At 69.6% G+C, this 21,852-nt stretch carries 18 protein-coding genes; 4 read left to right on the top strand and 14 right to left on the bottom strand.

All coding sequences use genetic code 11. The features are described 5' to 3' along the window. Positions 1 to 160: 160 nt before the first annotated feature. The 5 genes from gcl to QMK34_RS35005 all read right to left on the bottom strand — a co-directional run bounded on the left by gcl (position 161) and on the right by QMK34_RS35005 (position 5,762). Positions 161 to 1,852 (bottom strand): glyoxylate carboligase, encoded by a 1,692-nt coding sequence (gene gcl / locus QMK34_RS34985; RefSeq protein WP_326418986.1) that lies wholly within the window; start codon positions 1,850 to 1,852, stop codon positions 161 to 163. 3 nt (positions 1,853 to 1,855) lie between these two features. Continuing rightward, positions 1,856 to 2,746 carry a 2-hydroxy-3-oxopropionate reductase gene (locus QMK34_RS34990; RefSeq protein WP_326418987.1) on the bottom strand — a complete coding sequence of 297 codons (891 nt, stop codon included), beginning with the start codon at positions 2,744 to 2,746 and terminating at the stop codon, positions 1,856 to 1,858. After that, a complete protein-coding gene (locus QMK34_RS34995) occupies positions 2,743 to 3,570 on the bottom strand; it encodes a hydroxypyruvate isomerase family protein (protein ID WP_326418988.1) in 828 nt (275 codons plus the stop codon). The genes QMK34_RS34990 and QMK34_RS34995 overlap by 4 nt, the downstream gene beginning before the upstream one ends. A 92-nt stretch (positions 3,571 to 3,662) precedes the next feature. Then, on the bottom strand, positions 3,663 to 4,715 hold the full coding sequence (locus tag QMK34_RS35000; RefSeq protein WP_326418989.1) for an acyl-CoA dehydrogenase family protein: 1,053 nt from the start codon (positions 4,713 to 4,715) through the stop codon (positions 3,663 to 3,665). A gap of 57 nt (positions 4,716 to 4,772) precedes the next feature. Next, positions 4,773 to 5,762, bottom strand: coding sequence for a 2-dehydropantoate 2-reductase (locus tag QMK34_RS35005; RefSeq protein WP_326418990.1), 990 nt, complete (start codon positions 5,760 to 5,762; stop codon positions 4,773 to 4,775). Between the two features lie 198 nt (positions 5,763 to 5,960). On the opposite strand from QMK34_RS35005, the gene QMK34_RS35010 reads away from it, so the two are divergent. Then, a complete protein-coding gene (locus QMK34_RS35010; RefSeq protein ID WP_326418991.1) occupies positions 5,961 to 6,698 on the top strand; it encodes a GntR family transcriptional regulator in 738 nt (245 codons plus the stop codon). A gap of 6 nt (positions 6,699 to 6,704) precedes the next feature. Here the strand turns inward: QMK34_RS35010 and QMK34_RS35015 are convergent, their stop codons facing one another. The 4 genes from QMK34_RS35015 to QMK34_RS35030 all read right to left on the bottom strand — a co-directional run bounded on the left by QMK34_RS35015 (position 6,705) and on the right by QMK34_RS35030 (position 13,262). Further along, positions 6,705 to 8,096 (bottom strand): OFA family MFS transporter, encoded by a 1,392-nt coding sequence (locus QMK34_RS35015; RefSeq protein ID WP_326418992.1) that lies wholly within the window; start codon positions 8,094 to 8,096, stop codon positions 6,705 to 6,707. 91 nt (positions 8,097 to 8,187) lie between these two features. Beyond that, positions 8,188 to 10,317, bottom strand: coding sequence for an acetate--CoA ligase family protein (locus QMK34_RS35020; protein ID WP_326418994.1), 2,130 nt, complete (start codon positions 10,315 to 10,317; stop codon positions 8,188 to 8,190). Positions 10,318 to 10,331: 14 nt separating this feature from the next. After that, positions 10,332 to 11,546, bottom strand: coding sequence for a formyl-CoA transferase (gene frc / locus QMK34_RS35025; RefSeq protein ID WP_326418995.1), 1,215 nt, complete (start codon positions 11,544 to 11,546; stop codon positions 10,332 to 10,334). A gap of 15 nt (positions 11,547 to 11,561) precedes the next feature. Continuing rightward, positions 11,562 to 13,262 carry a thiamine pyrophosphate-binding protein gene (locus QMK34_RS35030; RefSeq protein ID WP_326419012.1) on the bottom strand — a complete coding sequence of 567 codons (1,701 nt, stop codon included), beginning with the start codon at positions 13,260 to 13,262 and terminating at the stop codon, positions 11,562 to 11,564. A 284-nt stretch (positions 13,263 to 13,546) separates the two neighbouring features. Between QMK34_RS35030 and sucC the strand changes: the two genes are divergently transcribed. Both sucC and sucD read left to right on the top strand, forming a co-directional pair. Further along, entirely contained in the window at positions 13,547 to 14,725 is a 1,179-nt protein-coding gene (gene sucC / locus QMK34_RS35035; RefSeq protein WP_326418996.1) for an ADP-forming succinate--CoA ligase subunit beta, read from the top strand. 1 nt (position 14,726) lies between these two features. Then, entirely contained in the window at positions 14,727 to 15,611 is an 885-nt protein-coding gene (sucD, locus tag QMK34_RS35040; protein ID WP_326418997.1) for a succinate--CoA ligase subunit alpha, read from the top strand. Positions 15,612 to 15,833: 222 nt separating this feature from the next. Here the strand turns inward: sucD and fdhD are convergent, their stop codons facing one another. After that, positions 15,834 to 16,664: a formate dehydrogenase accessory sulfurtransferase FdhD gene (gene fdhD / locus QMK34_RS35045; protein ID WP_326418998.1), complete on the bottom strand. Its 831-nt coding sequence runs from the start codon at positions 16,662 to 16,664 to the stop codon at positions 15,834 to 15,836. 2 nt (positions 16,665 to 16,666) lie between these two features. Further along, complete coding sequence (locus QMK34_RS35050) at positions 16,667 to 18,040, bottom strand: OFA family MFS transporter (RefSeq protein ID WP_326418999.1); 1,374 nt, start codon at positions 18,038 to 18,040, stop codon at positions 16,667 to 16,669. A gap of 107 nt (positions 18,041 to 18,147) precedes the next feature. On the opposite strand from QMK34_RS35050, the gene QMK34_RS35055 reads away from it, so the two are divergent. Beyond that, positions 18,148 to 19,296: a molybdopterin molybdotransferase MoeA gene (locus QMK34_RS35055; protein WP_326419000.1), complete on the top strand. Its 1,149-nt coding sequence runs from the start codon at positions 18,148 to 18,150 to the stop codon at positions 19,294 to 19,296. A gap of 12 nt (positions 19,297 to 19,308) precedes the next feature. On the opposite strand, the gene QMK34_RS35060 is transcribed toward QMK34_RS35055, so the two are convergent. Genes QMK34_RS35060 through QMK34_RS35070 form a run of 3 tightly spaced genes read right to left on the bottom strand, consistent with a single transcriptional unit; the run spans position 19,309 to position 21,825 of the window. After that, on the bottom strand, positions 19,309 to 19,716 hold the full coding sequence (locus QMK34_RS35060) for a carboxymuconolactone decarboxylase family protein (protein WP_326419001.1): 408 nt from the start codon (positions 19,714 to 19,716) through the stop codon (positions 19,309 to 19,311). A 37-nt stretch (positions 19,717 to 19,753) separates the two neighbouring features. Beyond that, entirely contained in the window at positions 19,754 to 20,986 is a 1,233-nt protein-coding gene (locus tag QMK34_RS35065) for an MFS transporter (protein ID WP_326419003.1), read from the bottom strand. Continuing rightward, complete coding sequence (locus tag QMK34_RS35070) at positions 20,983 to 21,825, bottom strand: alpha/beta fold hydrolase (RefSeq protein WP_326419004.1); 843 nt, start codon at positions 21,823 to 21,825, stop codon at positions 20,983 to 20,985. The genes QMK34_RS35065 and QMK34_RS35070 overlap by 4 nt, the downstream gene beginning before the upstream one ends. Between the last annotated feature and the right edge of the window lie 27 nt (positions 21,826 to 21,852).

Below are 21,852 nucleotides of genomic sequence, written 5' to 3' on the forward strand. Positions count from 1 at the left end.
GGACGGTGAGGGCACGGTCTTCAGGAAGGTCTCACAAAACCCTGGCCACACGAGTGCTCACCCACCACCAGCCACCACGCCCAAGCCTACGAACCCGACCCGAACAAACCCCATTAGGCCACCATGACGGCGTTTAACGCCGTCATGGTGGCCTTCAGGGTCACGGCACGGGTTCGAACTCCACCACGCTGTCGAGTGCCGGGCCCATCGCGGCGTTCGCCTCGCGCTCGATCATGATCTCGACCAGGACCGGGCGGTTCGTGCGCTCGGCCTCCTTACGGGCCCACTCCAGGGAGGTCCGGATCTCGCCCGGCTCCACGACGCGGGTGCCCGCACAGCCGTAGGCCTCCATGATCTTGACGTTGTCCGTGCCGGACACGTCGTAGTGGATGTCGACCTCAGTGTTCATGTCGTAGGCGCGTTCCGCCTGCCGGATCAGGCCAAGGTACTCGTTGTTCAGCATGATCAGCACGAAACCGACGTCATATTGCGCGGCCACCGCGAGTTCCTCGACCAGGAACTGGAACGAGTAGTCGCCGACGACGCCGACCACCTCCGCGTCCGGGCGTGCCTTCTTGACGCCGATCGCGGCGGGGATCTCCCAGCCTAGGGGGCCCGCCTGACCGCAGACCTGGTAGTGACGCGGCAAGTGCGCGCGCTGGAACTGGCCGGACCAGATCTGGTACAGGCCGATCGCCGTGACGAAGTAGGTTTCCTCGCCGTAGAAGTCGTTGATCTCCTTGAACACCCGGGGCGCCTTGATGGGCGTGTCGTCGAAGTCCTCGCGCCGGGGCAATGCGGCTTTCAGCTCGCCGACGCGCCCGGACCAGGCCCCTGAACGCGAGAGCGTGCGGAGGCGGGCCGCGGCCAGCAGCGCGTCGAGGAACTCGCCGGTGTCGGAGACTATGCCGAGATCGGGGCCGAACACCTTGCCGAGCTGGGTCGGCTCGATGTCGACGTGGATGAACTCGCGCTCACCGCGGTAAACCGACAGCTCGCCGGTGTGGCGGTCGCCGAATCGGGCGCCGAGGGCCAGCACCAGGTCGGCCTCCAGGAACGCCGCGTTGGCCCAGCGCTGGGACGTCTGGATCCCGGCCATCCCGGCGAACAGTTCGTGGTCCTCGGGGAAGCTTCCCTTGCCCATCAACGTGACCTGCACCGGGATGCCGAGCAGCTCCGCGAGCTCGCGGAGGCGGCCACTCGCCTCGCCGAGCACCACCCCGCCACCGGCGAGGATCAGCGGCTTTTCGGCCGCCAGCAGCATGTCCAGCGCGCGTTCCACCCGCAGCGGGGACGGCGTCGGCACGGCGATCGGGAACGGGGCGTCGATGCTGGAGTCCCACTCGATCTCCTGCTTCTGCACGTCGATCGGCAGGTCGATGAGCACCGGGCCGGGACGGCCGGACCGCGCGATCCGGAACGCCTCGCGGAACAGCCACGGCAGCTGGGCCGCTTCCTTCGCCTGCACCGCCCACTTCGTCACCGGCTTCGCGATCTCGACGATGTCGACCGCCTGGAACGCCTCGGTGTGCAGCTTGCGCGAGTCCGCCTGGCCGGTGATGCACAGGATCGGGATCGAGTCGGCCTGCGCGGTGTAGAGACCGGTGATCATGTTCGTGCCCGCCGGGCCGGAGGTGCCGATCGCGACGCCGACGTTGCCGGTCGTGCGCGCCCAGCCGTCGGCCATATGGGTGGCGCCCTCCTCGTGCCGGACGATGAGGTGCTCGATGCCACTGCCCTGAAGTGCTTGGTACAGCGGAAGAATAGCCGCGCCGGGACAGCCGAAGGCGGTGTCCACGCCCTCACTGACGAGAATGTCGACGACGGCCTGCATGACGGGAACTCTGGGCATGGGTCACTCCTTCACTCGGGTGTAGCCGGACAGGCCTTCGGTGACCTTGAGCAGCGCGGAGTGGTCCAGTGAGCCGTAGCCCATGGCCCGTCCGGCGGCGATGAGCTGGGCGACCAGCCCGGTGAGCGGCAACGAGACGTCCGCCTGGCGGGCGGCGGCGAGCGCGATGCCCATGTCCTTGTGGTGCAGGTCGATCCGGAAACCGGGCTCGAAGCGCCTGGCCACCATCGACTCGCGTTTGAGCTCCAGGATCCGGCTGCCCGCCAGCCCGCCCGCGAGCACGTCGAGGCCGGTGCCCGCGTCCACACCGGACGCTTCCAGCAGCACGATCGCCTCGGCGACCAGGCCGTAGATCCCGCCCACCACGAGCTGGTTCGCCGCCTTCACCACCTGTCCGGCGCCGTGCGGGCCGACGTGCACGACCGTCTTCCCGACGAGTTCGAACAGCGGCAGCGCGGCGGCGAAATCGGCGGCCTCACCACCGACCATAATGGACAACGCGGCTTGCTCGGCACCGGCCTGGCCGCCGGAGACCGGCGCGTCCAGTACGCGGATCTCCTTGTCCAGAGCCGTTTTCGCGACCTCGATGGAGGTCTCGGGCCGGATCGTGCTCATGTCGATCAGCAGTGTGCCCGGCTTCGCGGACTCCAGCACCCCGCCCGGCCCGAGCACGACCTCTTCGACGTGCGGGTGGTTCGGCAACATGGTGATCACGACCTCGGCGTCAGCGACCGCCTCACCGACACCGGCAGCGCGCCGCCCGCCCGCGGCTTCCAGTTTCGCGGTGGCGTCCGCGCTGACGTCGTACCCGCTCACGTCGTGACCGGCGGCGGCCAGGTGCGCGGCCATCGGGCCGCCCATGATCCCCAGTCCGATGAAACCCAGCTTCGTCATGCCTGTCCCCTTCGCTCGAAAGGCAGCCACACCAGCGATTCGACGCTGGTCCCGGCCGGCTTGTACTCCACGCCGACCTGACCGCGATAACCGGCGGCCTGCACTTTCTCCAGATAGCCCTCGATGTCCAGTGAGCCCGTTCCCGGTTGGTTGCGGCCCGGCACGTCGGCGATCTGCACGTGCCCGATCCGGGTCGCGTGCACCGCGATGACCGCGTCGAGGTCCTCGCCGTTGACCGCCAGGTGGTAGAAGTCGGCCAGCAGTTTCACGTTGTCGCGCCCCAGTTCGTCGAGCACGGTGACCGCGTCCGCGGCGGTCTTCAGCGGGTAGCGCTCCGCGCCCGAGAGCGGTTCCAGCACCAGCTGGGCGCCGATCCGCTCGGCCGCCTCGGCCGCGGCACCCAGGTTCGCCAGCGCGAGTTTGTCCTGCTCACCGGGGTCGGCGCCATCGACGCGGTTGCCGTAGAGCGCGTTGAAGCTCCGGCAGCCGAGCCGTTCGGCGATGTCCACCGCGATCTCGACGCTCGCGGCGAACTCCGCCTCCCGCCCCGGCCAGGAGACGATCCCCCGGTCACCGGCGGGCATGTTGCCGGCGAAGAAGTTCAGCCCGGTCAACGCGACTCCCGCGGCCTCGACCGAGCGGACGAACTCGTCGACCTCCGCGGCCGGGGGTTCCGCGACCGCGAACGGCCACCAGAACTCGACACCGGCGAACCCCGCCGCCCGCGCCGCGGCGGCCCGCTCGAGGAGCGGGAGTTCGGTGAACAGGATCGACAGGTTGACGTCGTAGCGCAGCGAATGACGTGAACCGGCGACTACAGCCATGGCGTACCTCAACCTCACTAAATTCCGTAATGCGGAATATTTGTTTCGCATATCGAGAATAGCCCGCGAGACGGCTGCCGGTCAACGGGCGGTCAACGGGCGGCGAACTCGAGCACGGTCTCCACCGTGGGCTCGATGGCGCACGAGGCCCGCGCGTCCCGGAACCGCCGCTCGATACCGACGTCACGCCGGAACGCCGCGTCCTCGCACAGCTTCATCGCCAGATCGGTGACGGCGACGACGCCTTCGGCCGAAGCGAGCGCGAGCTGGAACAGCTTGTGCAGCGCCTGTCCCGGATGCCAGGCGAAGGCGCCGAGCGCGTCGTCGTGCAGAACACGCACCGCGTCCGCCCGCAGCCGCATCCTGGCCAGTTCCGTCCGGGCGCCGCGGCCGTCCGCCTGCGCTCGCGCCGCCGCGATCGCGCCCTCCATCAGCCCGAGCGCGACGGCCGCGCCGAGCCCGAGGAACCACGGCAGCGCGAGATCGAGCACCGCGTCCGTCGCGTCGCCGTCCACACCGAGCAGATTGGCCTCCGGCACCTGGACCGGATCGGCGCACACCGTGGTCGACGAGCTCGCGCGCAGGCCGATGCCCCCGTGATCGGCCGGCACCAGCAGGCCCGGCGCGTAGCCGGGGACCAGCCACAGCGTCGCCGGCCCGTGGGCGCCCAGCGGGCGGCTGGACCAGACGTAACTGTCGGCCTCACCGGCCGAGATGACCCATGCCTTGCGCGCGTTCAGGTCCACCACTCCCCCGTGCCGCCACGCGGTGCCCGTCGGCGAAAGCAGCCGCCGATCCGGCCCGGCGTCGAACAAAGCGAGTGTGCTGAGGTGCTGCCCGGACGCGATGTCTTTGCGCAGCGCGAAATCCGCGTGCGCCTCGAGAACGGCGACGGCGGAGAAGTGCGAGCGCAACACCGTGGCGGTGCCCGCGCAGGACGCCGCCACCTGCTCGACCACCCGGCTCGCGTCGGCGAGGCCGCCACCACCGCCGCCCAGCCGCCTGGACGCCGTCATGCCCAGGATCCCCTTGCGGCCCAACGCTTTCACGGCTTCACGCGGGAACCTGCCAAGCTGGTCGGCCCGGTAGGCGGCCGGTTCGACCACCGCGGCGATGGTCCGCGCGAGCTCCTCCCGGTGGATCACCACGGCCGGGCGCGCGGTTCGCGGTTCCTGGGCGTCATGGCTGCTCTCCTACTGGGGTCAGGCCGAACCGGCGGGAACCGAGGCCGTGCGGTTGAGCAGGCCGATGGCCGCGTGCACGTTGCGCAGCGCCGGCGCGGGCACCCCGGTCAGCGCGGCGATCTCGACCACGGCGCCGATGATGGCGTCGATCTCCAGTGCCTTGCCGGCCTCGAGGTCCTGCAGCATCGACGTCTTGTGCCCGCCGACCCGCCAGGCGCCGTCGATGCGCTTCTCGATGGAAACCTGCGGGTCGCTGCCCGCCGCGCGGGCGATCTCGACGGTCTCGGCCATCATCGTGGCGACCAGTGCCCTGGTGTCGGCGTGCTCGCAGATCTCGGCCATGGTGGCGCGGGTGAGCGCGCTGAGCGGGTTGAACGCGACGTTGCCCATCAGCTTGATCCAGATGTCGTCGCGCAGGTTGTGCTCGACCGGCGCCTTGAGGCCGCCCGCTTTCATCGCTTCGCTCAGCGCGACACACCGGGGCGAGACACCGCCGCGGGGTTCGCCGAGGGAGAACCGGGTGCCTTCGAGATGCCGGATGACGCCAGGACGCTCGATCACCGTGGAGCAGTAGACGACGCAGCCGATCGCGCGGCGGACGTCGAGCACGGCGCTCACCGCGCCGCCGGGGTCCACCGCGTCGATCCGGCGGCCGTCGAGCCGATGCCCGGTCATCCCGTGGAAATACCACCACGGGATGCCGTTCTGCGCCGCCACGACGGCGGTCTCCTTGCCGAGCAACGGCGCGAGCAGCGCACCCGACGTGGCGTAGGAATGTGCTTTGAGGCCAAGGAAAACGTAGTCGACCTCGCCGATCTCGCCAGGGTCGTCGGTGGCGTGCGGCCTGGCGGTGAAGTCACCGCGGGGACTGCGCACCTGAACGCCGTGCCTGCGCATCGCTTCCAGGTGCGGGCCGCGGGCGATCAGGTGGACCTCCACCCCGGCCCGATCGAGCGCCGCGCCCACATAGGCGCCGATGGCACCAGCACCGAGAACAGCCACCTTCATGATGTGCCTCCTGGGTCGACAACGATTGCATACAGTATCCTGTAGGCAACTCAAGGGATAGGGTTTTGCCAGGAAACACACGTTGTTGACCCAAGAGTGAATTTTGCATACCAAAACCTGTATCCTTTAAGCAGGTCCCTGATCGATGCAGTTCCATGATCGATTCTCAGTCCAGCCGATTCCAGCGAGAGGTGTCCCGTGAGCCAGCCGATCTCGCCACTGCCCGACCGTGGGCCCACCGGCCGCCGTACCGCGAAAGGTCCGCTCAGCGGCACGGCTTCGCGCCGCGTCGAGCGGCCGGCGCCGCTGCGCCAGGTCGTCTACGAGGCGCTGGCCGAGCTGATCGTCAACCGCACGCTCGAGCCGGGCCAGCATCTGGTCGAGGCCGACCTCGCCGAGTACCTGGGGGTGAGCAGGCAGCCGGTACGGGAGGCGTTGCAGCGCCTGCAGACCGAGGGCTGGGTCGACCTCAAGCCCGCGCAGGGCGCGTTCGTGCACCTGCCGACCGAGGAAGAGGCCGACCAGCTGCTGAGCGTCCGCAGCGTGCTGGAAACGCACTCCGCGAAGCTCGCCGCCGGTCTGGCCACCCCGGAAGACGTGAAACGGTTGTGGGAACTGCAGAACGAAGGAGTGGAGGCGCTGGCCGCCGAAGACATCGAACGACTGGTGGCGGCCAACGCCTCACTGCACGCCTTCATCACCGAACTGTCCGGGAACACGGTGCTCGCCGAGCTGATCGGGCTCGTCGACCGCCGCGTCCGCTGGTACTACACACCGATCGCCCGCCCGCGGGGCCGGGACGCCTGGTACGAGCACGCCCAGCTGATCGAAGCCATCGCCGCCAAGGACGTGGTCGTCGCCGAGGAGATCATGACCAAGCACACCGAGCGGACCCGGCAGGCGTATCACGAACGCACCCAGGCCCCGCCGGCGTAGCGGAGATCAGCCGGCGCCCTCCGCGGCGGGCGAAAGCGAACTCGCCTTGTCCGCCGCGGAGGTGGTACCGGGCGTCGCGCGCCCGGGTTGACGCAGGAACAGCGTCAGCACGGCCGAAAGCAGTGCGATACAGCCGGCGAGGATGTACGCCCCGGTGTAGCCCCAAGCGCTGACCACCCCGGCCGCGAGGCCGCCACCGCCGACCCCGCCGAACAGCTTCGCGCTGTAGACGAGGCCGTAGTTCGAGGCGTTGTAGTTCTCCCCGAAGTAGTCCGGCACCAGTGAGGCGAACAGCGGATAGAACGCACCACCGCCGAACCCGGTCAGGAACGCGAAGATCATGAACAGCGGCAGATCCTTCGTGTTCCCGGCGTACATCACGCCGAACTGCGCGAGCCCGGCGATCACCAGCACGATGGTGAGCGTCTGGCGGCGGCCGATCCGGTCCGACACCCAGCCGACCACGGCCCGGCCGGTTCCGTTGACGATGGAGAGCACGCCTGCCGACGAAGCGGCCACGAACGGCCCGAAACCGCTTTCCTTCGCGAACGGGACCTGGAAGTTGATGCCGAACAACGACACCCCGCCGATGATCACCAGGCACACCCACATCAGCGGGAGCATGCCGGTCCGGATCGCCTCCATCGGCGTGAACTGCTTGACCGCGGGCGGGTTCTTCGCCAGGCCCTTGTTGCCGGACTTGTTCCTGGCCCAGCCGAGCGGGTCGACCTCGGCGGGCCACCAGCTCTTCGGCGGGTCCTTGAACAGGAATCCACAGATCGCGACCACGATCAGCATGTAGAGGCCGATGAGGTCCAGCACCACCGAATAGTTCGTCGGGGTGAGGAACGCGCTGAAGATGTAGATGAACGGAACGGCCCCGTAGGCGAACCCGCCGTTCACGAACCCCGTGCGCGCGCCCCGCTTTTCGGGGTACCACTTGCCGACCATGTTGATGCAGGTCGCGTAGACGAGACCGGCCCCGGTCCCACCGCACACCGCGTAGCCGAGGAACGCCACGAAGAGGTTCGACGTGTGTGCGATGGTGACGTAGCCGATCCCGCTGAGCACCGCGCCCGCCAGCATCGCCGTCTTCGCCGAGACGATGTTCTTCTCCCGCATCCGTCCGGCCGGGAACGCGATCCCGGCCTGGAAGACGGCCCAAATACTCGCCAGCCAGAACGCGTCAGTGAGCGTCCAGCCGTTCTTGTCCTTCAACGTGTCTACAACTGCGCCCCACCCGTATTCGAAGACACTGACCGCCATCATGGCGATCCAGGGCAGCCAGACCATCCACGACCGCGATCTCCCCAAGATGTCGTGTGGGCTTTCGCCAACCCGGTAAACTCTCCCGTTTTGGTCTGTGATCTCCTGGTAGCTCGGTACGGCTGTGGTCATAAGAGTTCGCTTTCGTCACCGTTGACTAGTGTCCCTCTGCTGCCGACGTGCGGTGGATCTTCGTCCCTCCTCTCGTGCTTGGGAAGACGTTTCAGCCGAGCAATCCGGCCGACCTCGCCCAGCGGTACTTCGCGCCGAGCACGGTCACCGGCTTCTCCGTCGTGTACGGATAGGCCACGATCCCGTGCTGGTACAGGTAATCGCTGGCCTCTTCGACCTCGACGTCACCCGAGAGCGACGCGACGACAGGCTTGTGAATCCCCTTCGCCCGGTACTCGTCGACGACCTCGCAGATGAGCCTCGCGAACACCATCGGCGGCGTGACGATCGTGTGCCAGTAGCCGAGGATGAGTGCGTGGATGCGCTCGTCGGACAGTCCCAGTGCGACAGTGTTGCGGTAGGTCGACGGCGGCTCACCGCCGGTGATGTCGACCGGGTTCCCGGCCGCGCCGAACGGCGGGATGAACTTGCGGAAGGCCACGTCCAGATCGGGCGGGATCTCCATCAGGCTCAGCCCGTTGTCCACACAGGCGTCGGACAGCAGCACTCCCGAGCCACCGGCGCCGGTGATGATCACGACGTTCTCGCCCTGGGGCGTCGGCAGCAGCGGCACACCCCTGGCGTACTCGAGCATGTCGTTGAGCCCCGGCGCCCGGATGACCCCGCTTTGGCGCAGGATGTCGTCGTAGACCTTGTCGTTCCCGGCCAGCGCGCCGGTGTGCGAGCTCGCCGCCTTGGCGCCCTGCGTGGTGCGGCCCGCCTTCAGCACGATCACCGGCTTCTTCAGCGAGACCCGCTTGGCCGTCTCCGCGAACGACCGGCCGTCCTTGAGGTCTTCGAGGTGCATGGCGATCAGGTTGGTGTTGTCGTCGTGCTCGAAGAAGGTGAGCAGGTCGTCCTCGTCGAGGTCCGCCTTGTTGCCGACGCCGACGATCGCGGACACGCCCATCTTGGCCGAGCGGCTGAACCCGAGGATCGCCATCCCGATGCCGCCGCTCTGCGACGTCAGCGCGACGCCGCCCTTCACGTCGTACGGCGTGCAGAACGTCGCGGACAGGTTCTCCGGCGTGTAGTAGTAGCCGTAGATGTTCGGGCCAAGCACTCGCACGCCGTGTTTGCGCGCGATCGCCACGACCTCGTCCTGCAGCTCGATGTTCCCGGTCTCGCCGAAGCCCGACGGGATCAGGATCGCGCCCGCCACGCCCTTTTTGCCGACCTCCTCCAGCGCCGCGGCGACGAACTTGGCCGGGATGGCGAACACCGCGACGTCCACCTCGCCCGGTACGTCGGCGATGCTGGCGTACGCCTTGCGGTCCAGTATCTCGGTGGCCTTGGGGTTGATCGGGTAGATCTCCCCCGCGTAACCGCCGTTCACCAGGTTCTTCATCACCGAGTTGCCGATCTTGCCCTCCTCGGCGGAGGCACCGATCACGGCGATGGCGGCCGGTTTCATGATCCGGTTCATCGACGCCAGGATTTCCTCCTGGGTGAACCGCACCGGCGTCTTCGCCGCGTCCGGGTCGATGAGGATCCGGACGTCCACCGCGGTCGCCCCGGACGCGGTGGCGAGCACCGGGTTCAGGTCTACCTCGGCGAGCTCCGGGAAGTCGGTGACCAGCTCGCCGACGGCGTGGATCAGCGCGGCCAGCGCCTCGCGGTCGGCGGGCTCGGCGCCGCGGACGCCACGGAGAATCTCCGCCGCCGCGATGCCGTCGATCATCGACAGCGCCTCGTCGCGGCTCGTCGGCGCCAGCCGGAACGTGACGTCCTTGAGCACCTCCACCAGCACGCCGCCGAGGCCGAACGCGACGATCTTGCCGAACGTCTCGTCGGTGGTGGCGCCGATGATCACCTCGTGCCCGGAGGTGAGCATCTGCTGGACCTGCACACCGAGGATCTCCGCCTCGGGGTCGTAGTTCGCCGCGTTGTCCACTATGGACTTGAAACCCTCGGCGACCTGTTCCCGCGAGACGAGGCCGACCAGCACGCCGCCCGCCTCAGTCTTGTGCAGGATGTCCGGCGACACGATCTTCAGCACCACCGGGAAGCCGAGCTCGGCGGCCTGTGCGACGGCCTCGGCGGCGGTGGTGGCCAGCCGTTCCCGCGGGGTGGCGATCCCGTAGGCCTCGCACACCTGCCTGCCCTCCGGCGCGGTCAGCGACGATCGGCCCTCCGCCGCGGCCTTCTCGAGTAGCTTTTGGACGATCTCTTTGTCCGGCATTGCTTTCGTCTCCTCTAGATCACGCCTGCGGTGCGGAGTTCGCCGACCTGCTCGGCGCTGTAGCCGAGTTCGGCGAACACCTCGTCGTTGTGCTCACCGAGCAGTGGTGAACGCTCGACGTCGACCGGGGAGTCCGAGAGCTTCAGCGGGCAGCCGACGGTCTTGAACGCGCCCCGTTCCGGATGGTCCACCTCGACGACGAGCGAGTCGTCCTCGACGAGTTCCTTGGTGGACAGGATCGGTCCACACGGGACGTTGTGGGCGTTGAGCGCCTCCATCACCTCCCACTTGGTGTGCTTCTCGGTCCAGGTCTCGACGAGCGCGAACACCTTGTCCAGTTTGGACAGACGCGCTTCCGGGGTCGCCCAGTCCGGGTCCTCGGCGAGCTCGGGCTGGCCGATCAGCTGCGTGATGGGTCCCCAGCCGACCGGCTGGATGATCACGTAGATGTAGTCGTTCGGCCCACCCGGCGCGCACCGCACCGCCCAGCCCGGCTGCCCGCCGCCCGACGCGTTGCCCGAGCGCGGGACCTCGTCGCCGAACACGTCGTTCGGGTACTCGTTGAGCGGGCCGTGCGCGAGCCGCTGCTGGTCGCGCAGCTTGACGCGGCAGAGGTTGAGCACCGCGTCCTGCATGGCGACCTGCACGCGCTGGCCGCGCCCGGTGGTGGTGCGCTGGTAGAGCGCGGCGAGGATCGCGGCCACCAGGTGGATCCCGGTGCCGGAGTCGCCGATCTGCGCGCCGGTCGCGGTCGGCGGGCCGTCCTCGAAACCGGTGGTGCTCATCGCGCCGCCCATGGCCTGCGCGATCACCTCGTAGGCCTTGAAGTCGACGTACTTGCCGGGGCCGAAACCCTTGATGGAGGCGTAGATCAGCTTCGGGTTGAGCTCGGCGAGCTTTTCCCACGAGAACCCGAACCGGTCCACCACCCCGGGGCCGAAGTTCTCGACCAGGACGTCGGATTCGGCGATCAGCTTCGCGAAGACCTTCTTGCCTTCTTCGCTTTTCATGTTGAGCGTGATGCTGCGCTTGTTGGAGTTCAGCATCGTGAAGTAAAGGCTGTCGACGCCGGGCAGGTCCCGCAGCTGCCCGCGGGTGATGTCGCCGCGGCCGGGCGTCTCCAGCTTGATCACGTCCGCGCCCAGCCAGGCGAGGATCTGCGTCGACGAAGGTCCTGATTGGACGTGGGTCATGTCGAGGACGCGAACGCCCTCCAGTGCCTTTCCCATGGAATCGCCCTCTCGCTACTTGTACATCGTCTGGTTCATGGTTCCCGGTGCGTAGACGTCCGGGTCGACCCAGACGTTGATCAGCGACGGCTTGCCGGACTCGCGGGCGCGCTGCAACGCGGGGCCGATGTCCTTGGGGTCGCGTACTTCCTCCCCGTGCCCGCCGAGCATCCGCGCGAACTCGTCGTAACGGACGTCGCCGAGGGTGTTGCCGATCCGCTCGCGGCCCAGCCCGTACTTGGCGGCCTGGCCGTAGCGGATCTGGTTCATCGAGGAGTTGTTGCCGACGACGCCGACGAACGGCAGGTTGAACCGCACCAGCGTCTCGAAGTCCCAGCCGGTGAGGCTGAACGCGCCGTCGCCGAACAGCGCGACGACCTCCTTGTCGGGCCTCGCGTGCTTGGCCGCCAGCACGAACGGGATGCCGACGCCGAGTGTCCCGAGTGGACCGGGGTCCATCCAGTGGCCCGGCGACTTCGGCTGCACGACCTGACCGGAGAAGGTGACGATGTCGCCGCCGTCACCGATGTAGATCGAGTCCTCGGTGAGGAACTCGTTGATCTCGTGCACCAGGCGGTAGGGGTGGATCGGGTTGGCGTCGGAGTGCTGCAGCGGCAGGCGCTTCTGCTTCGCCTTCTCCTCCACCGCGGCGAGTTCCTCGAGCCAGACCTTGCGCCCGACCGCGCCGTTGTCGACCCGGCCGGTGGCAGCTTCGGCGACGGCGGCGAGCACCTGGCCCGCGTCGCCGACGATGCCGAGGTCGATGTCGCGGTTCTTGCCGACGGTGCGGTAGTCGAGGTCGATCTGCACCACGGTCGCGTCCGGGCTGAGCCGCTTGCCATAGCCCATCCGGAAGTCGAACGGGGTGCCGACGATAACGATGACGTCCGCGTTGTCGAAGGCGTAGCGGCGCGAAAGCTGGAAGTGGTGCGGGTCGCCAGGCGGCAGCGTGCCTCGCCCGGCGCCGTTCATGTACGCCGGGATGTTCAGCGTGCGCACCAATTCGGTGGCGGGCTCGGTCGCCCGGGTCGTCCAGACCTGGCTGCCCAGCAGGATCGCCGGCTTCTTCGCGTTGACCAGCAGGTCGGCCAGCTTCTCGATGTCCGCGGGGTCACCGGCGTTGCGGGTGGACGCCCGGTACTGACCGGCCGCCGGGATCCGCGCCTGGCTCAGCGGGACCTTCGCGTCGAGGATGTCCCGCGGGATCTCCAGGAACGACGGTCCCGGTGCGCCCGCGAAGCTCTCGCGAAACGCCATCGAGACCAGATCGGCGATCCTGGCCGTGGACGGCACAGTGGCGGCGAACTTCGTGATCGGCGTCATCATGTCGACATGCGGCAGGTCCTGCAGGGACCCCATCTTGTGCTGGGCCAGCGCCCCCTGGCCGCCGATGAGCAGCATCGGGCTCTCCGCGCGCAGGGCGTTCGCCACCCCGGTGACCGCGTCGGTGGTGCCGGGACCCGCGGTGACCACGGCGCAGCCGGGCTTTCCGGTGATCCGGGCGTACCCGTCCGCGGCGTGCGCGGCGACCTGCTCGTGCCGGACGTCGATGACCGCGATGCCCTCATCGACGCACCCGTCGTAGATGTCGATGATGTGCCCGCCGCAGAGGGTGAAGATGGTGTCGACACCCTCGGCTTTGAGGGCCTTGGCCACCAGGTGGCCGCCGGAGATCGTGTCCTGATCCCCTTCACTCGCGCTCGGACCATTTCCCATGGGCGCCATGCTCAACTCCTCCTGACTCACGCCGGACCTCTCTGATCCGTGCGCTCGGTTTTCCGGGTCTGCCGCATCTACCCGCCGGACCTCTTCGATGCCGAACTGTAGATTGCATACCGTATGAGGTAGGCATAGGATTACTCTCAGAGCGGCCCGGTGTCCAGGGGCGATCGGCGGTTTTCTTCCCAGCACCGTTTCGGCACCGGACCGGCACCAGACCGGCCCCTTGGCGGCCCCGCGGCACCGGCCGGCCCTCCCCGCAGTGAGAAAGGACTCCTGGCGTGGACCTTTTCGAACACGAGGCGCGAGACCTCTTCGACCGCTACGGCGTACCCGTCCTTCGTGGCGGCGTCGCCACCACCCCCGAGCAGGCGCGCGAAGCCGCCGATCGGATCGGTGGCACCGTGGTGATCAAGGCGCAGGTGAAGACCGGCGGCCGGGGCAAGGCGGGCGGAGTGAAGCTCGCGGACGGTCCCGACGACGCCGAACAGCTCGCCGACGACATCCTCGGGATGGACATCAAGGGCCACACCGTCCACAAGGTCCTGGTCACCGAGGCGAGCCCGATCGCCGAGGAGTATTACGTCTCCTACCTGCTCGACAGGGGCGCCCGCGGTTTTCTCGCCATCGCGTCCGTCGAGGGCGGGATGGAGATCGAGGAAGTCGCCGTCTCCAAGCCCGAGGCGCTGGCGAGGATCCCGATAGATCCGATCAGCGGGGTCGATCAGGCGAAGGCCAGGGAGATCGTCGCCGCCGCGAACTTCCCCGCCGCGGTCGCCGAGCAGGTGGCCGCGGTGCTGGTGCGGCTGTGGCTGGTCTTCGTCGGTGAAGACGCCACGCTCGTCGAGGTGAACCCGCTGGCCAAGTCGACCGACGGCAAGGTGCTCGCGCTCGACGGGAAGATCACGCTCGACGACAACGCGGCCTTCCGGCATCCCGCGCACGAGGCGCTGGCCGACGCAGGCGCCGGAGACCCCCTGGAGCGCAAAGCGCACGAGGCGGGCCTCAACTACGTCAAGCTCGACGGCGACATCGGCGTCATCGGCGTCATCGGCAACGGGGCCGGCCTGGTGATGTCCACTTTGGACGTCGTCGCGGCCGCGGCGGCCGAGGTCGGCGCGGCCGGGCCCGCGAACTTCCTCGACTTCGGCGGCGGCGCCTCGGCCGAGGTGATGACCGCGGGGCTCGACGTCATTCTCGGTGACCCGGCCGTGCGCAGCGTGTTCGTCAACGTCTTCGGCGGGATCACCGCCTGCGACGCGGTCGCCACCGGCATCGTGCGCGCGCTGGACCAGCTCGGTGACCGCGCCCGCAAACCCCTGGTCGTCCGGCTGGACGGCAACAACGTCGCCGAGGGCCGCCGCATCCTCGCCGAAGCCGCGCATCCGCTGGTCACCGTGGTCGCCACGATGGACGACGCCGCCCGTGAAGCGGCCAAACTCGCCACTGTGGAGGCCTGAGATGGCGATCTTCCTCGATGAGAACTCCCGCGTGATCGTCGCCGGCATGACCGGTTCCGAAGGCTTGAAGCACACCAAGCGGATGCTCGCGGCGGGCACCAACGTCGTCGGCGGCGTCAACCCGCGCAAGGCGGGGCAGGAGGTCGGCTTCGACGACCGGTCGCTGCCGGTCTTCGGGACCACCGCCGACGCGATGGCCGCCACCGGCGCGGACGTGACCGTCCTTTTCGTCCCGCCCCCGTTCGTCAAGGACGCGGTGATCGAGGCGGTCGACGCCGGGATCGGGCTCGCGGTGGTGATCACCGAGGGCGTCCCGGTGCACGACTCGGCGTATTTCTGGGCGCACGCGGTGGCGACCGGCGGCCAGACCAGGATCATCGGGCCGAACTGTCCCGGCGTCATCAGCCCCGGCAAGGCCAACGCGGGCATCATCCCGGCCGACATCACCAAACCGGGCGCGATCGGGCTGGTGTCCAAATCGGGCACGCTGACCTACCAGCTGATGCACGAACTGCGGGACTTCGGCTTCTCCACCTGCGTCGGGATCGGCGGCGACCCGGTGATCGGGACCACCCACATCGACGCGATCGAGGCCTTCGAGGCCGATCCCGAGACCGAGTTGATCGTCCTCATCGGAGAGATCGGCGGTGACGCCGAAGAGCGTGCCGCGGCGTACGTGCGCGAGCACGTGACCAAGCCGGTGGTCGGCTATGTCGCCGGATTCACCGCGCCGGAAGGAAAAACGATGGGCCACGCGGGCGCCATCGTCTCCGGTTCCGCGGGCACCGCCGCCGCCAAGAAGCAGGCGCTGGAGGCCGCGGGCATCGCGGTGGGCCGGACGCCGAGCGAGACCGCCACCCTCGCCCGCGAAATCCTCGGCGGCTGAGTGGGCGCGAGACGGACCCGCTCGTCGCGAACGCGGGGAACTACTGGCGGCTGCTCGGCACCCGCGAGATCGTGCTGATCCACGACCGCGGGATGCGGACGTTCACCGACACCGAGTTCGCCAGCCAGCTCGAGGCGAGCACGGGCATGCGCCCGCCGTGGGCGGCCGAGACCTTTGTGGACTCCGCACAGGACGTCCGCCAATGCCTGGCCTCGGCCTGGGCTAGCCCAGGCCGAGGCGGTCCGGCCTGCTGTAGACGTTCATCGAGTTTCCGCGCAGGAAGCCGACCAGGGTGAGGCCCAGTTCCGCGGCCAGGTCGACGGCGAGCGACGAGGGCGCGGACACCGCGGCGAGCATCGGGATCCCGGCCATCACGGCCTTCTGCACCAGTTCGAACGAGGCGCGGCCGCTCACCATCAGCACGACCCCGGCCAGTGGCAGCCGCCCCGCGCGCGTCGCCCAGCCGACGACCTTGTCCACGGCGTTGTGCCTGCCGACGTCCTCACGCAGGCACAACAAGCCGCCCTCGGCGTCGAACAGCCCGGCGGCGTGCAGCCCGCCGGTGCGGTCGAAGACCTTCTGCGCCGCGCGGAGCCGGTCCGGGAGCGCGACGAGCACGGCGGGCTCCAGCCGGAACGCGGTCTCGGCCACCGGCCAGGTCGCGGTGGTGCGGACGGCGTCCAGGCTCGCCTTGCCGCAGAGCCCACAGGAGGAGGTGGTGTAGAAGTTGCGCTCGATCGAGGGATCCGGCGGGGGCACCCCGTCGGCGAGCAGGACGTCGAGCACGTTGAAGGTGTTACCACCACCGTCCACTGTGGCGCCCGCGCAGTAGCGGAGGGACCGGATGTCGGCGGGATCCCGTGCCACGCCCTCGCTCACCAGGAACCCGGCGGCGAGGTCGAAGTCGTCGCCGGGGGTGCGCATGGTGACCGACAGCGGTTTGCCACCGACCCGGATCTCCAGCGGCTCCTCGACGGTGAGGGTGTCCGGGCGCGCGTCCGGCACGCCGTCGACGACGCGCAGCACGCGACGCCTGGTCGTCACCCGGCCCATCGTCAGCGGGCGATCGGCAGCAGGTTCGGCCGTCCCGGCTGGGAAAGCCGCCCGGCGAGCACCGCACCGGCGATGCTGAGCACGCCCGCGGCGGCGAACGCGCCGAGGTAGCCGTGCGTGGACACGACGAACGCCGCCAGCCCGATCCCGAGCACGGCGCCCGCGGCCTTCGCGCTGTAGAGCACGCCGAAGTTCTGCAGCACCGACTCCTCGCCGAAGTACTCCCGGACCAGCCCGACGAGCAGCGAGTAGCAGCAGCCGTTGCCGAGGCCCGCGAGCGCCGCGCCGAGCACCAGGCCCACCGCGTGGCGGTGCTCGCCGGAGTAGAGCAGGACGAACTGGGCGACGCCGCCGGTGACCATCGCCAGGCGCAGGATCCGCCGCCTGCCCAGCCGGTCGGACAGCCAGCCCAGCAGCACCCGGCCAGCGCCGGTCACCCCGGCCAGCACGCTGAGCGCGGCCGCGGCGAGCATCGGGCCCGCGCCCCGTGCCGCGATGAAGGTCGACAGGTAGGCGAGGTCGAACAGCAGAACCGCGGCGGCCAGCATGACGATGACGTACATCGCGACGGCCACCCGGGAACGCAGCACCTCGCCCGGCCGGTACTGGCGCACCGCGGGCCGGTTCACCGACACACTCCGGTTGTGCACCTTGTCCAGCGCCCACGCGCGCGGCTCGGGATGGATGGGCCACCAGTGTTTCGGCGGGTCGCGCAGCAGGACGCCCGCCGCGGCGATCACCACCAGCACGACCGCGGCGACGGTGTCCAGCAGCAAGGCGCGGCTGCCGACGTCGAGCCAGGCACCGGCGGCCAGCACGAACGGGACGCAGCCGTAGGCGAACGCGCCGCTCACCGCGCCGACCCGCGCGGCCGTCCGGTCGGGGAACCACTTCATCACGGTGCCCACGCAGGTCGCGTAGACGAGGCCGGTGCCGATCCCGCCGAGCACGGAGTAGCCGAGGAAGACGACGGGGAGGCTGGTGGCGTGGCCGAGGGTGGCGAGGCCGATGGCGCACAGCACAGCACCGGTGACCACGGCGGCACCCGGCGGTAGCTTGCCCTGATCACGCAGGCGAGCGGCCGGGAAAGCGACTCCGGCCTGGCACACCGTCCAGAGCCCCAGCGAAAGGACGACCTCGCCGAACGTCCAGCCGTAGGCCTGGGTGAGGGTGGGCGCGATGGCGGCGAACCCGTACTGCTGGATACCGGCGGCGAGCATCGCCGCCCAGCTCAGCCAGAACATCCAGCCCCTGGACCGGCCGAGGAGCTCACGATCGCTTTCGCCGACGCGGTACCGGCGGCCGTAGACGTCCCGGAGCTCCTGGACGGCGATGGCCGGTACCGATGGAAGGGGAGTCGCTGATGGAAAGGACATGGTTCCCACCCTGCCTACCTGGCTATTGTATACCGTATGAAGTAGTCTTTGGTTATAGCACCGGTCCAGCGGGAAGTCCACGGTCGGCACCGAAACGGGGAGCGCGGATGCACAAGCCGGTTTCGTGGCACGAAGCGCGGGAAGCAGCGCGGGTCACGGCCAAACCCCTCGATCCCGTTGAGCTGGCACTGGACCGGGCGCTGGGCACCGTGCTGGCGAATCCGGTCCTGGCGCTGACGGCGCTCCCCTCGTTCGACAACTCCGCCATGGACGGCTTCGCGGTCGCCGGGCACGGGCCGTGGACGGTCCTCGGCCGGGTGCACGCGGGCGGCGAGCCGTTCCCCGAAGCGCTGCGGCCGGGCCAAGCCGTGGAGATCGCGACCGGCGCTCCGGTCCCCCTCGGCGCGGACACCGTCCTGCCGGTGGAACACGCCGAGCGAGCGAGAGATCGCGTAACCGGCCAGGTCACACCAGGACGGCACATCCGGCGCGCGGGCGAGGACTGCCCCTGCGGCGTCGAACTGATCCCGTCGGGCAGGCCGGTCACGCCCGCGCTGCTGGGCCTCGCCGCGAGCGTCGGTTACGACACGCTCGTGGTCCATCGCCGCCCCCGGGTCGCGGTGCTGGTGACCGGGGACGAGCTGGTGTCCGCCGGGCCACCGCCGCCCGGCCGGGTGCGGGACGCGATCGGGCCGCTGCTGCCCGGACTGGTGAGCGCCGCGGGCGGCGAACTCGTCGCGAGCAGGCAGCTCCCCGACCAGCGCCCCGCCTTGGCCGACAGTCTGTCCACTATGGACGCCGAGGTGCTCGTCGTCTGCGGCGCGACCTCGAAGGGGCCCGCCGACCATCTCCGCGGCGCGTTGCGGGACCTCGACGCGGACCTGGTGATCGCGAGCGTCGCCTGCCGCCCCGGCCATCCCCAGCTCCTCGCGGTGCTCCCCGACGGCCGGTGCGTCGTGGGCCTGCCGGGCAACCCTTTCGCCGCGCTGGCCGCGGTGGTGACGCTGCTGGCGCCGCTGGTGTCCGGGTTCGGCGGCCACGCTCCACCCCCGGTGACCACCGCGCGCCTGACCGGCGACGTCACCGCGCATCCCCGTGACACCAGGCTGATCCCCGTCCTGCGCGCCGGTGACGAAGCCGTCCCGGCCGGGCACGACCGGCCCGGCACACTGTGGGGCGCCGCTCTCGCCGACGCGCTGGCCGTGGTCCCGCCCGACTGGAGCCGTGGCCGGACGGAGCTGCTCATCCTGCGCTGACCGTGACCCGGTTCAGTCCTGGTTCACGGTCAGGCCGCGCTCCGCGAAGACCTCCTTGGCGGCGAACGTGGCGTTCAGCGCCTTCGGGAATCCACAGTAGACAGCCGAGTGCAGCAGCGCCTCGACGATCTCCTCCGGGCTCAGCCCCACGTTGAGCGAGGCGTTGACGTGCACCTTCAGCTGCGGCTCGCAGCCGCCGAGCGCGGTGAGCATGCCGAGCGTCACCAGCTGGCGGTCCCGCGCGGCGAGGCCCGGCCGGGCGTAGACCTCTCCGAAACCCCAGGCCACCACCTGGTGCCCGAGCTCGGGCGAAACGTCCGCCAGCGCGTCGATGACCCGCTGTCCCCCTTCACCGTCGACCTCGGCGAGCACCTTCATCCCGCGGTCGAAACGGTCCTGCCTGGTCTCCGGATTCGTCATGCCCCGACCGTAGGGGCTGGAGCGCGCTCCAGGTCAACTAACCTGCCGAAAGCTCCGCGGGCGCCGTTGTCCGGCGGCGGGCGAGCGTCAGCAGGAGCGCGAGCGCGGTCAGAATCGCGGCAGGCCACTCCAGATGGTCCGGCTCGACCACCCGGAGGCCGAGACCGCCGACCGCGCCGCCCAAGCAGATGCCCAGGTAGATCGCGGACGAGTTGAGGCCGAGCAGGACCGGCGCGGAGGCGGGCGAAGACCGCACCAGCAGGTGCTGCTGCGGCACGGTGGAGGCCGACGCGACCGCGCCCCAGACGGCCACCCAGACCAGCGTGCTCGCCAGGTGCGCTGTCGCCCAAGGCCCCAGCAGGAGCAGGACGAGGCTCGCGACGAGGTTCACCGTCACGACCCGCTCCGGCTGGAACCGATCGGAAAGCCTGCCGGACACCAGCGTGCCGGTCAGGCAGCCCAGCCCGAACAGCAGCAGCACCACCGTCAGCGTCGCGACCGAGCCCAGCGTCACGGAGGCGACCGCGGGCGCCAGATAGGTGTAGAGCGTGTACGTGCCGCTGAACAGCAGCACCGTGGTGACCAGCACGGCCACCGTCCAGCCGTGGGCGAGCGGCGCGAGCCGGACCCGCAGCCGGACGGCCGGAAGCACCACGGGCGGCAGCCGCAGGGCGATCCCGGCCATCGCGACCAGGCCGAGCCCGGCGACCCCGTACAGCGTCAGCCGCCAGTCGACCCCGCCGACGAGCGTGCCCAGCGGCAGCCCGATCGCGGTCGCCGCGCTGAGCCCACCGAGCACAATGGACATCACCCAGCCACGCCGCGCCTCCGGGGTCAGCGCGACGGCCGTGCCCGAAGCCGTCGAGGTGATCGTGCCCGCCCCGACGGCGGTGAGCACGCGGAAGATCAGCACCCAGGTGTAGTCCGTGGCCAGCGCCGTCGCGACGTTGCCGACGACGAACAAACCCAGTGCCAGCAGCAAAGCGGTGCGCCGGTTCAAGCCGCTCAGCGCCGCGCCGAGGACCGACGCGGACAGCGCGAACGTCAGTGCGAAGAACGTCACGAGCTGCCCGGCGGCGGCCACGGAAACGTGCAGGTCGCCCGCGATGGCGGGCAGGAGCCCGGCGATGACGAAATTGTCGGTGCCCACCGCGAAGGTCGCGAGCGCCAGTGGCAGCAGCCACCAGAGCCCTGGCCGTTCTTCGGTGGTTGGCTGCCGCGAGCGGCCTCCGGACGCTGTCGACACTTTCACCCTCGCCGGTTCGCTCATCGCGTGGACGACACGAACGCCGTCACGACGCCGGCCAGCTTATCGGGCTCCTCGAACTGCACGGCGTGGCCCGTGTCGAAGTGCTCGACCGTCACCGGCCGGTGCCCGGTTAGGAAGGCCTCGACCCGCTCGTTGTCCACCAGCCGGTCCTGCCTGCCGAACACGGCGAGCACCGGGATGTCCCCCACGTGCGGGAACTTCTGTTCGGCCAGTTCCGCCAGCGCCCCCCAGCTGTCCACCGTCGCCTCGGTGACCGTGGTCAGCCGCAGGTCGTCCTCCAGGATGAACTTGTGCCAGTCCGGCAACGTGGTGAAGTCACTGGTCTGCAACGGAACCTGGATGTAGGCGCGGTCCTTCGCGGGCTCGATGCCGAACTCCCGCACGGCCGCGAGCGCCGAGTCGACCGACAGCGAAAGCACGTCGCTGTAGCGCTCGTTGAAGACGAATCCGGGCGAGATCATCAGCAGGCTCGTCACCAGCCCCTCCCCCGCGACCTCGGCTGCCACCGCGGACGCGACCTGCGCGCCGAAGCACCAGCCCGCGAGGTGCACCCGCTCGAACCGGGTGGCGAGGAACCGCAGGAACTCGACCGTGTCCGCGACGGCCTGGTCCCGGTCCGGCAGGTGGCCGCGGCCCGCGTTGAGGCCGGAGCCGCGCCGGTCCGTCGCGACGAACGACAGGCCGGAGCCCGCGACGACGGGCTCGGCCAGCGGGCCCTGCCAGCCGGAGTGGCTCATGCCGCCGTGCAGCATGACGATCACGTCGCCACCGGTGGCCTCACCCCACAGCCGGTAGTGCGTGACGTAGTCGTCCGACTGGGTGAAAGTGTTCAGCTCCATGGGTTTCTTCCTGTCTCGTGGTCGGTC

It is taken from the genome of Amycolatopsis sp. H20-H5 (genome assembly GCF_035828755.1).
Lineage (GTDB): Bacteria > Actinomycetota > Actinomycetes > Mycobacteriales > Pseudonocardiaceae > Amycolatopsis.

Bases quoted from the DNA above. Each gene is read 5' to 3' on its own strand.
- QMK34_RS35050 (WP_326418999.1), bottom strand. From the start codon at position 18,040: ATGTCCTTTCCATCAGCGACTCCCCTTCCATCGGTACCGGCCATCGCC.
- QMK34_RS35065 (WP_326419003.1), bottom strand. From the start codon at position 20,986: ATGAGCGAACCGGCGAGGGTGAAAGTGTCGACAGCGTCCGGAGGCCGC.
- sucD (WP_326418997.1), top strand. From the start codon at position 14,727: ATGGCGATCTTCCTCGATGAGAACTCCCGCGTGATCGTCGCCGGCATG.
- QMK34_RS35055 (WP_326419000.1), top strand. From the start codon at position 18,148: ATGCACAAGCCGGTTTCGTGGCACGAAGCGCGGGAAGCAGCGCGGGTC.
- QMK34_RS35020 (WP_326418994.1), bottom strand. From the start codon at position 10,317: ATGCCGGACAAAGAGATCGTCCAAAAGCTACTCGAGAAGGCCGCGGCG.
- fdhD (WP_326418998.1), bottom strand. From the start codon at position 16,664: ATGGGCCGGGTGACGACCAGGCGTCGCGTGCTGCGCGTCGTCGACGGC.
- frc (WP_326418995.1), bottom strand. From the start codon at position 11,546: ATGGGAAAGGCACTGGAGGGCGTTCGCGTCCTCGACATGACCCACGTC.
- QMK34_RS35015 (WP_326418992.1), bottom strand. From the start codon at position 8,096: ATGACCACAGCCGTACCGAGCTACCAGGAGATCACAGACCAAAACGGG.
- gcl (WP_326418986.1), bottom strand. From the start codon at position 1,852: ATGCCCAGAGTTCCCGTCATGCAGGCCGTCGTCGACATTCTCGTCAGT.
- QMK34_RS34990 (WP_326418987.1), bottom strand. From the start codon at position 2,746: ATGACGAAGCTGGGTTTCATCGGACTGGGGATCATGGGCGGCCCGATG.
- QMK34_RS35060 (WP_326419001.1), bottom strand. From the start codon at position 19,716: ATGACGAATCCGGAGACCAGGCAGGACCGTTTCGACCGCGGGATGAAG.
- QMK34_RS35005 (WP_326418990.1), bottom strand. From the start codon at position 5,762: ATGAAGGTGGCTGTTCTCGGTGCTGGTGCCATCGGCGCCTATGTGGGC.
- QMK34_RS34995 (WP_326418988.1), bottom strand. From the start codon at position 3,570: ATGGCTGTAGTCGCCGGTTCACGTCATTCGCTGCGCTACGACGTCAAC.
- QMK34_RS35030 (WP_326419012.1), bottom strand. From the start codon at position 13,262: ATGGGAAATGGTCCGAGCGCGAGTGAAGGGGATCAGGACACGATCTCC.
- QMK34_RS35070 (WP_326419004.1), bottom strand. From the start codon at position 21,825: ATGGAGCTGAACACTTTCACCCAGTCGGACGACTACGTCACGCACTAC.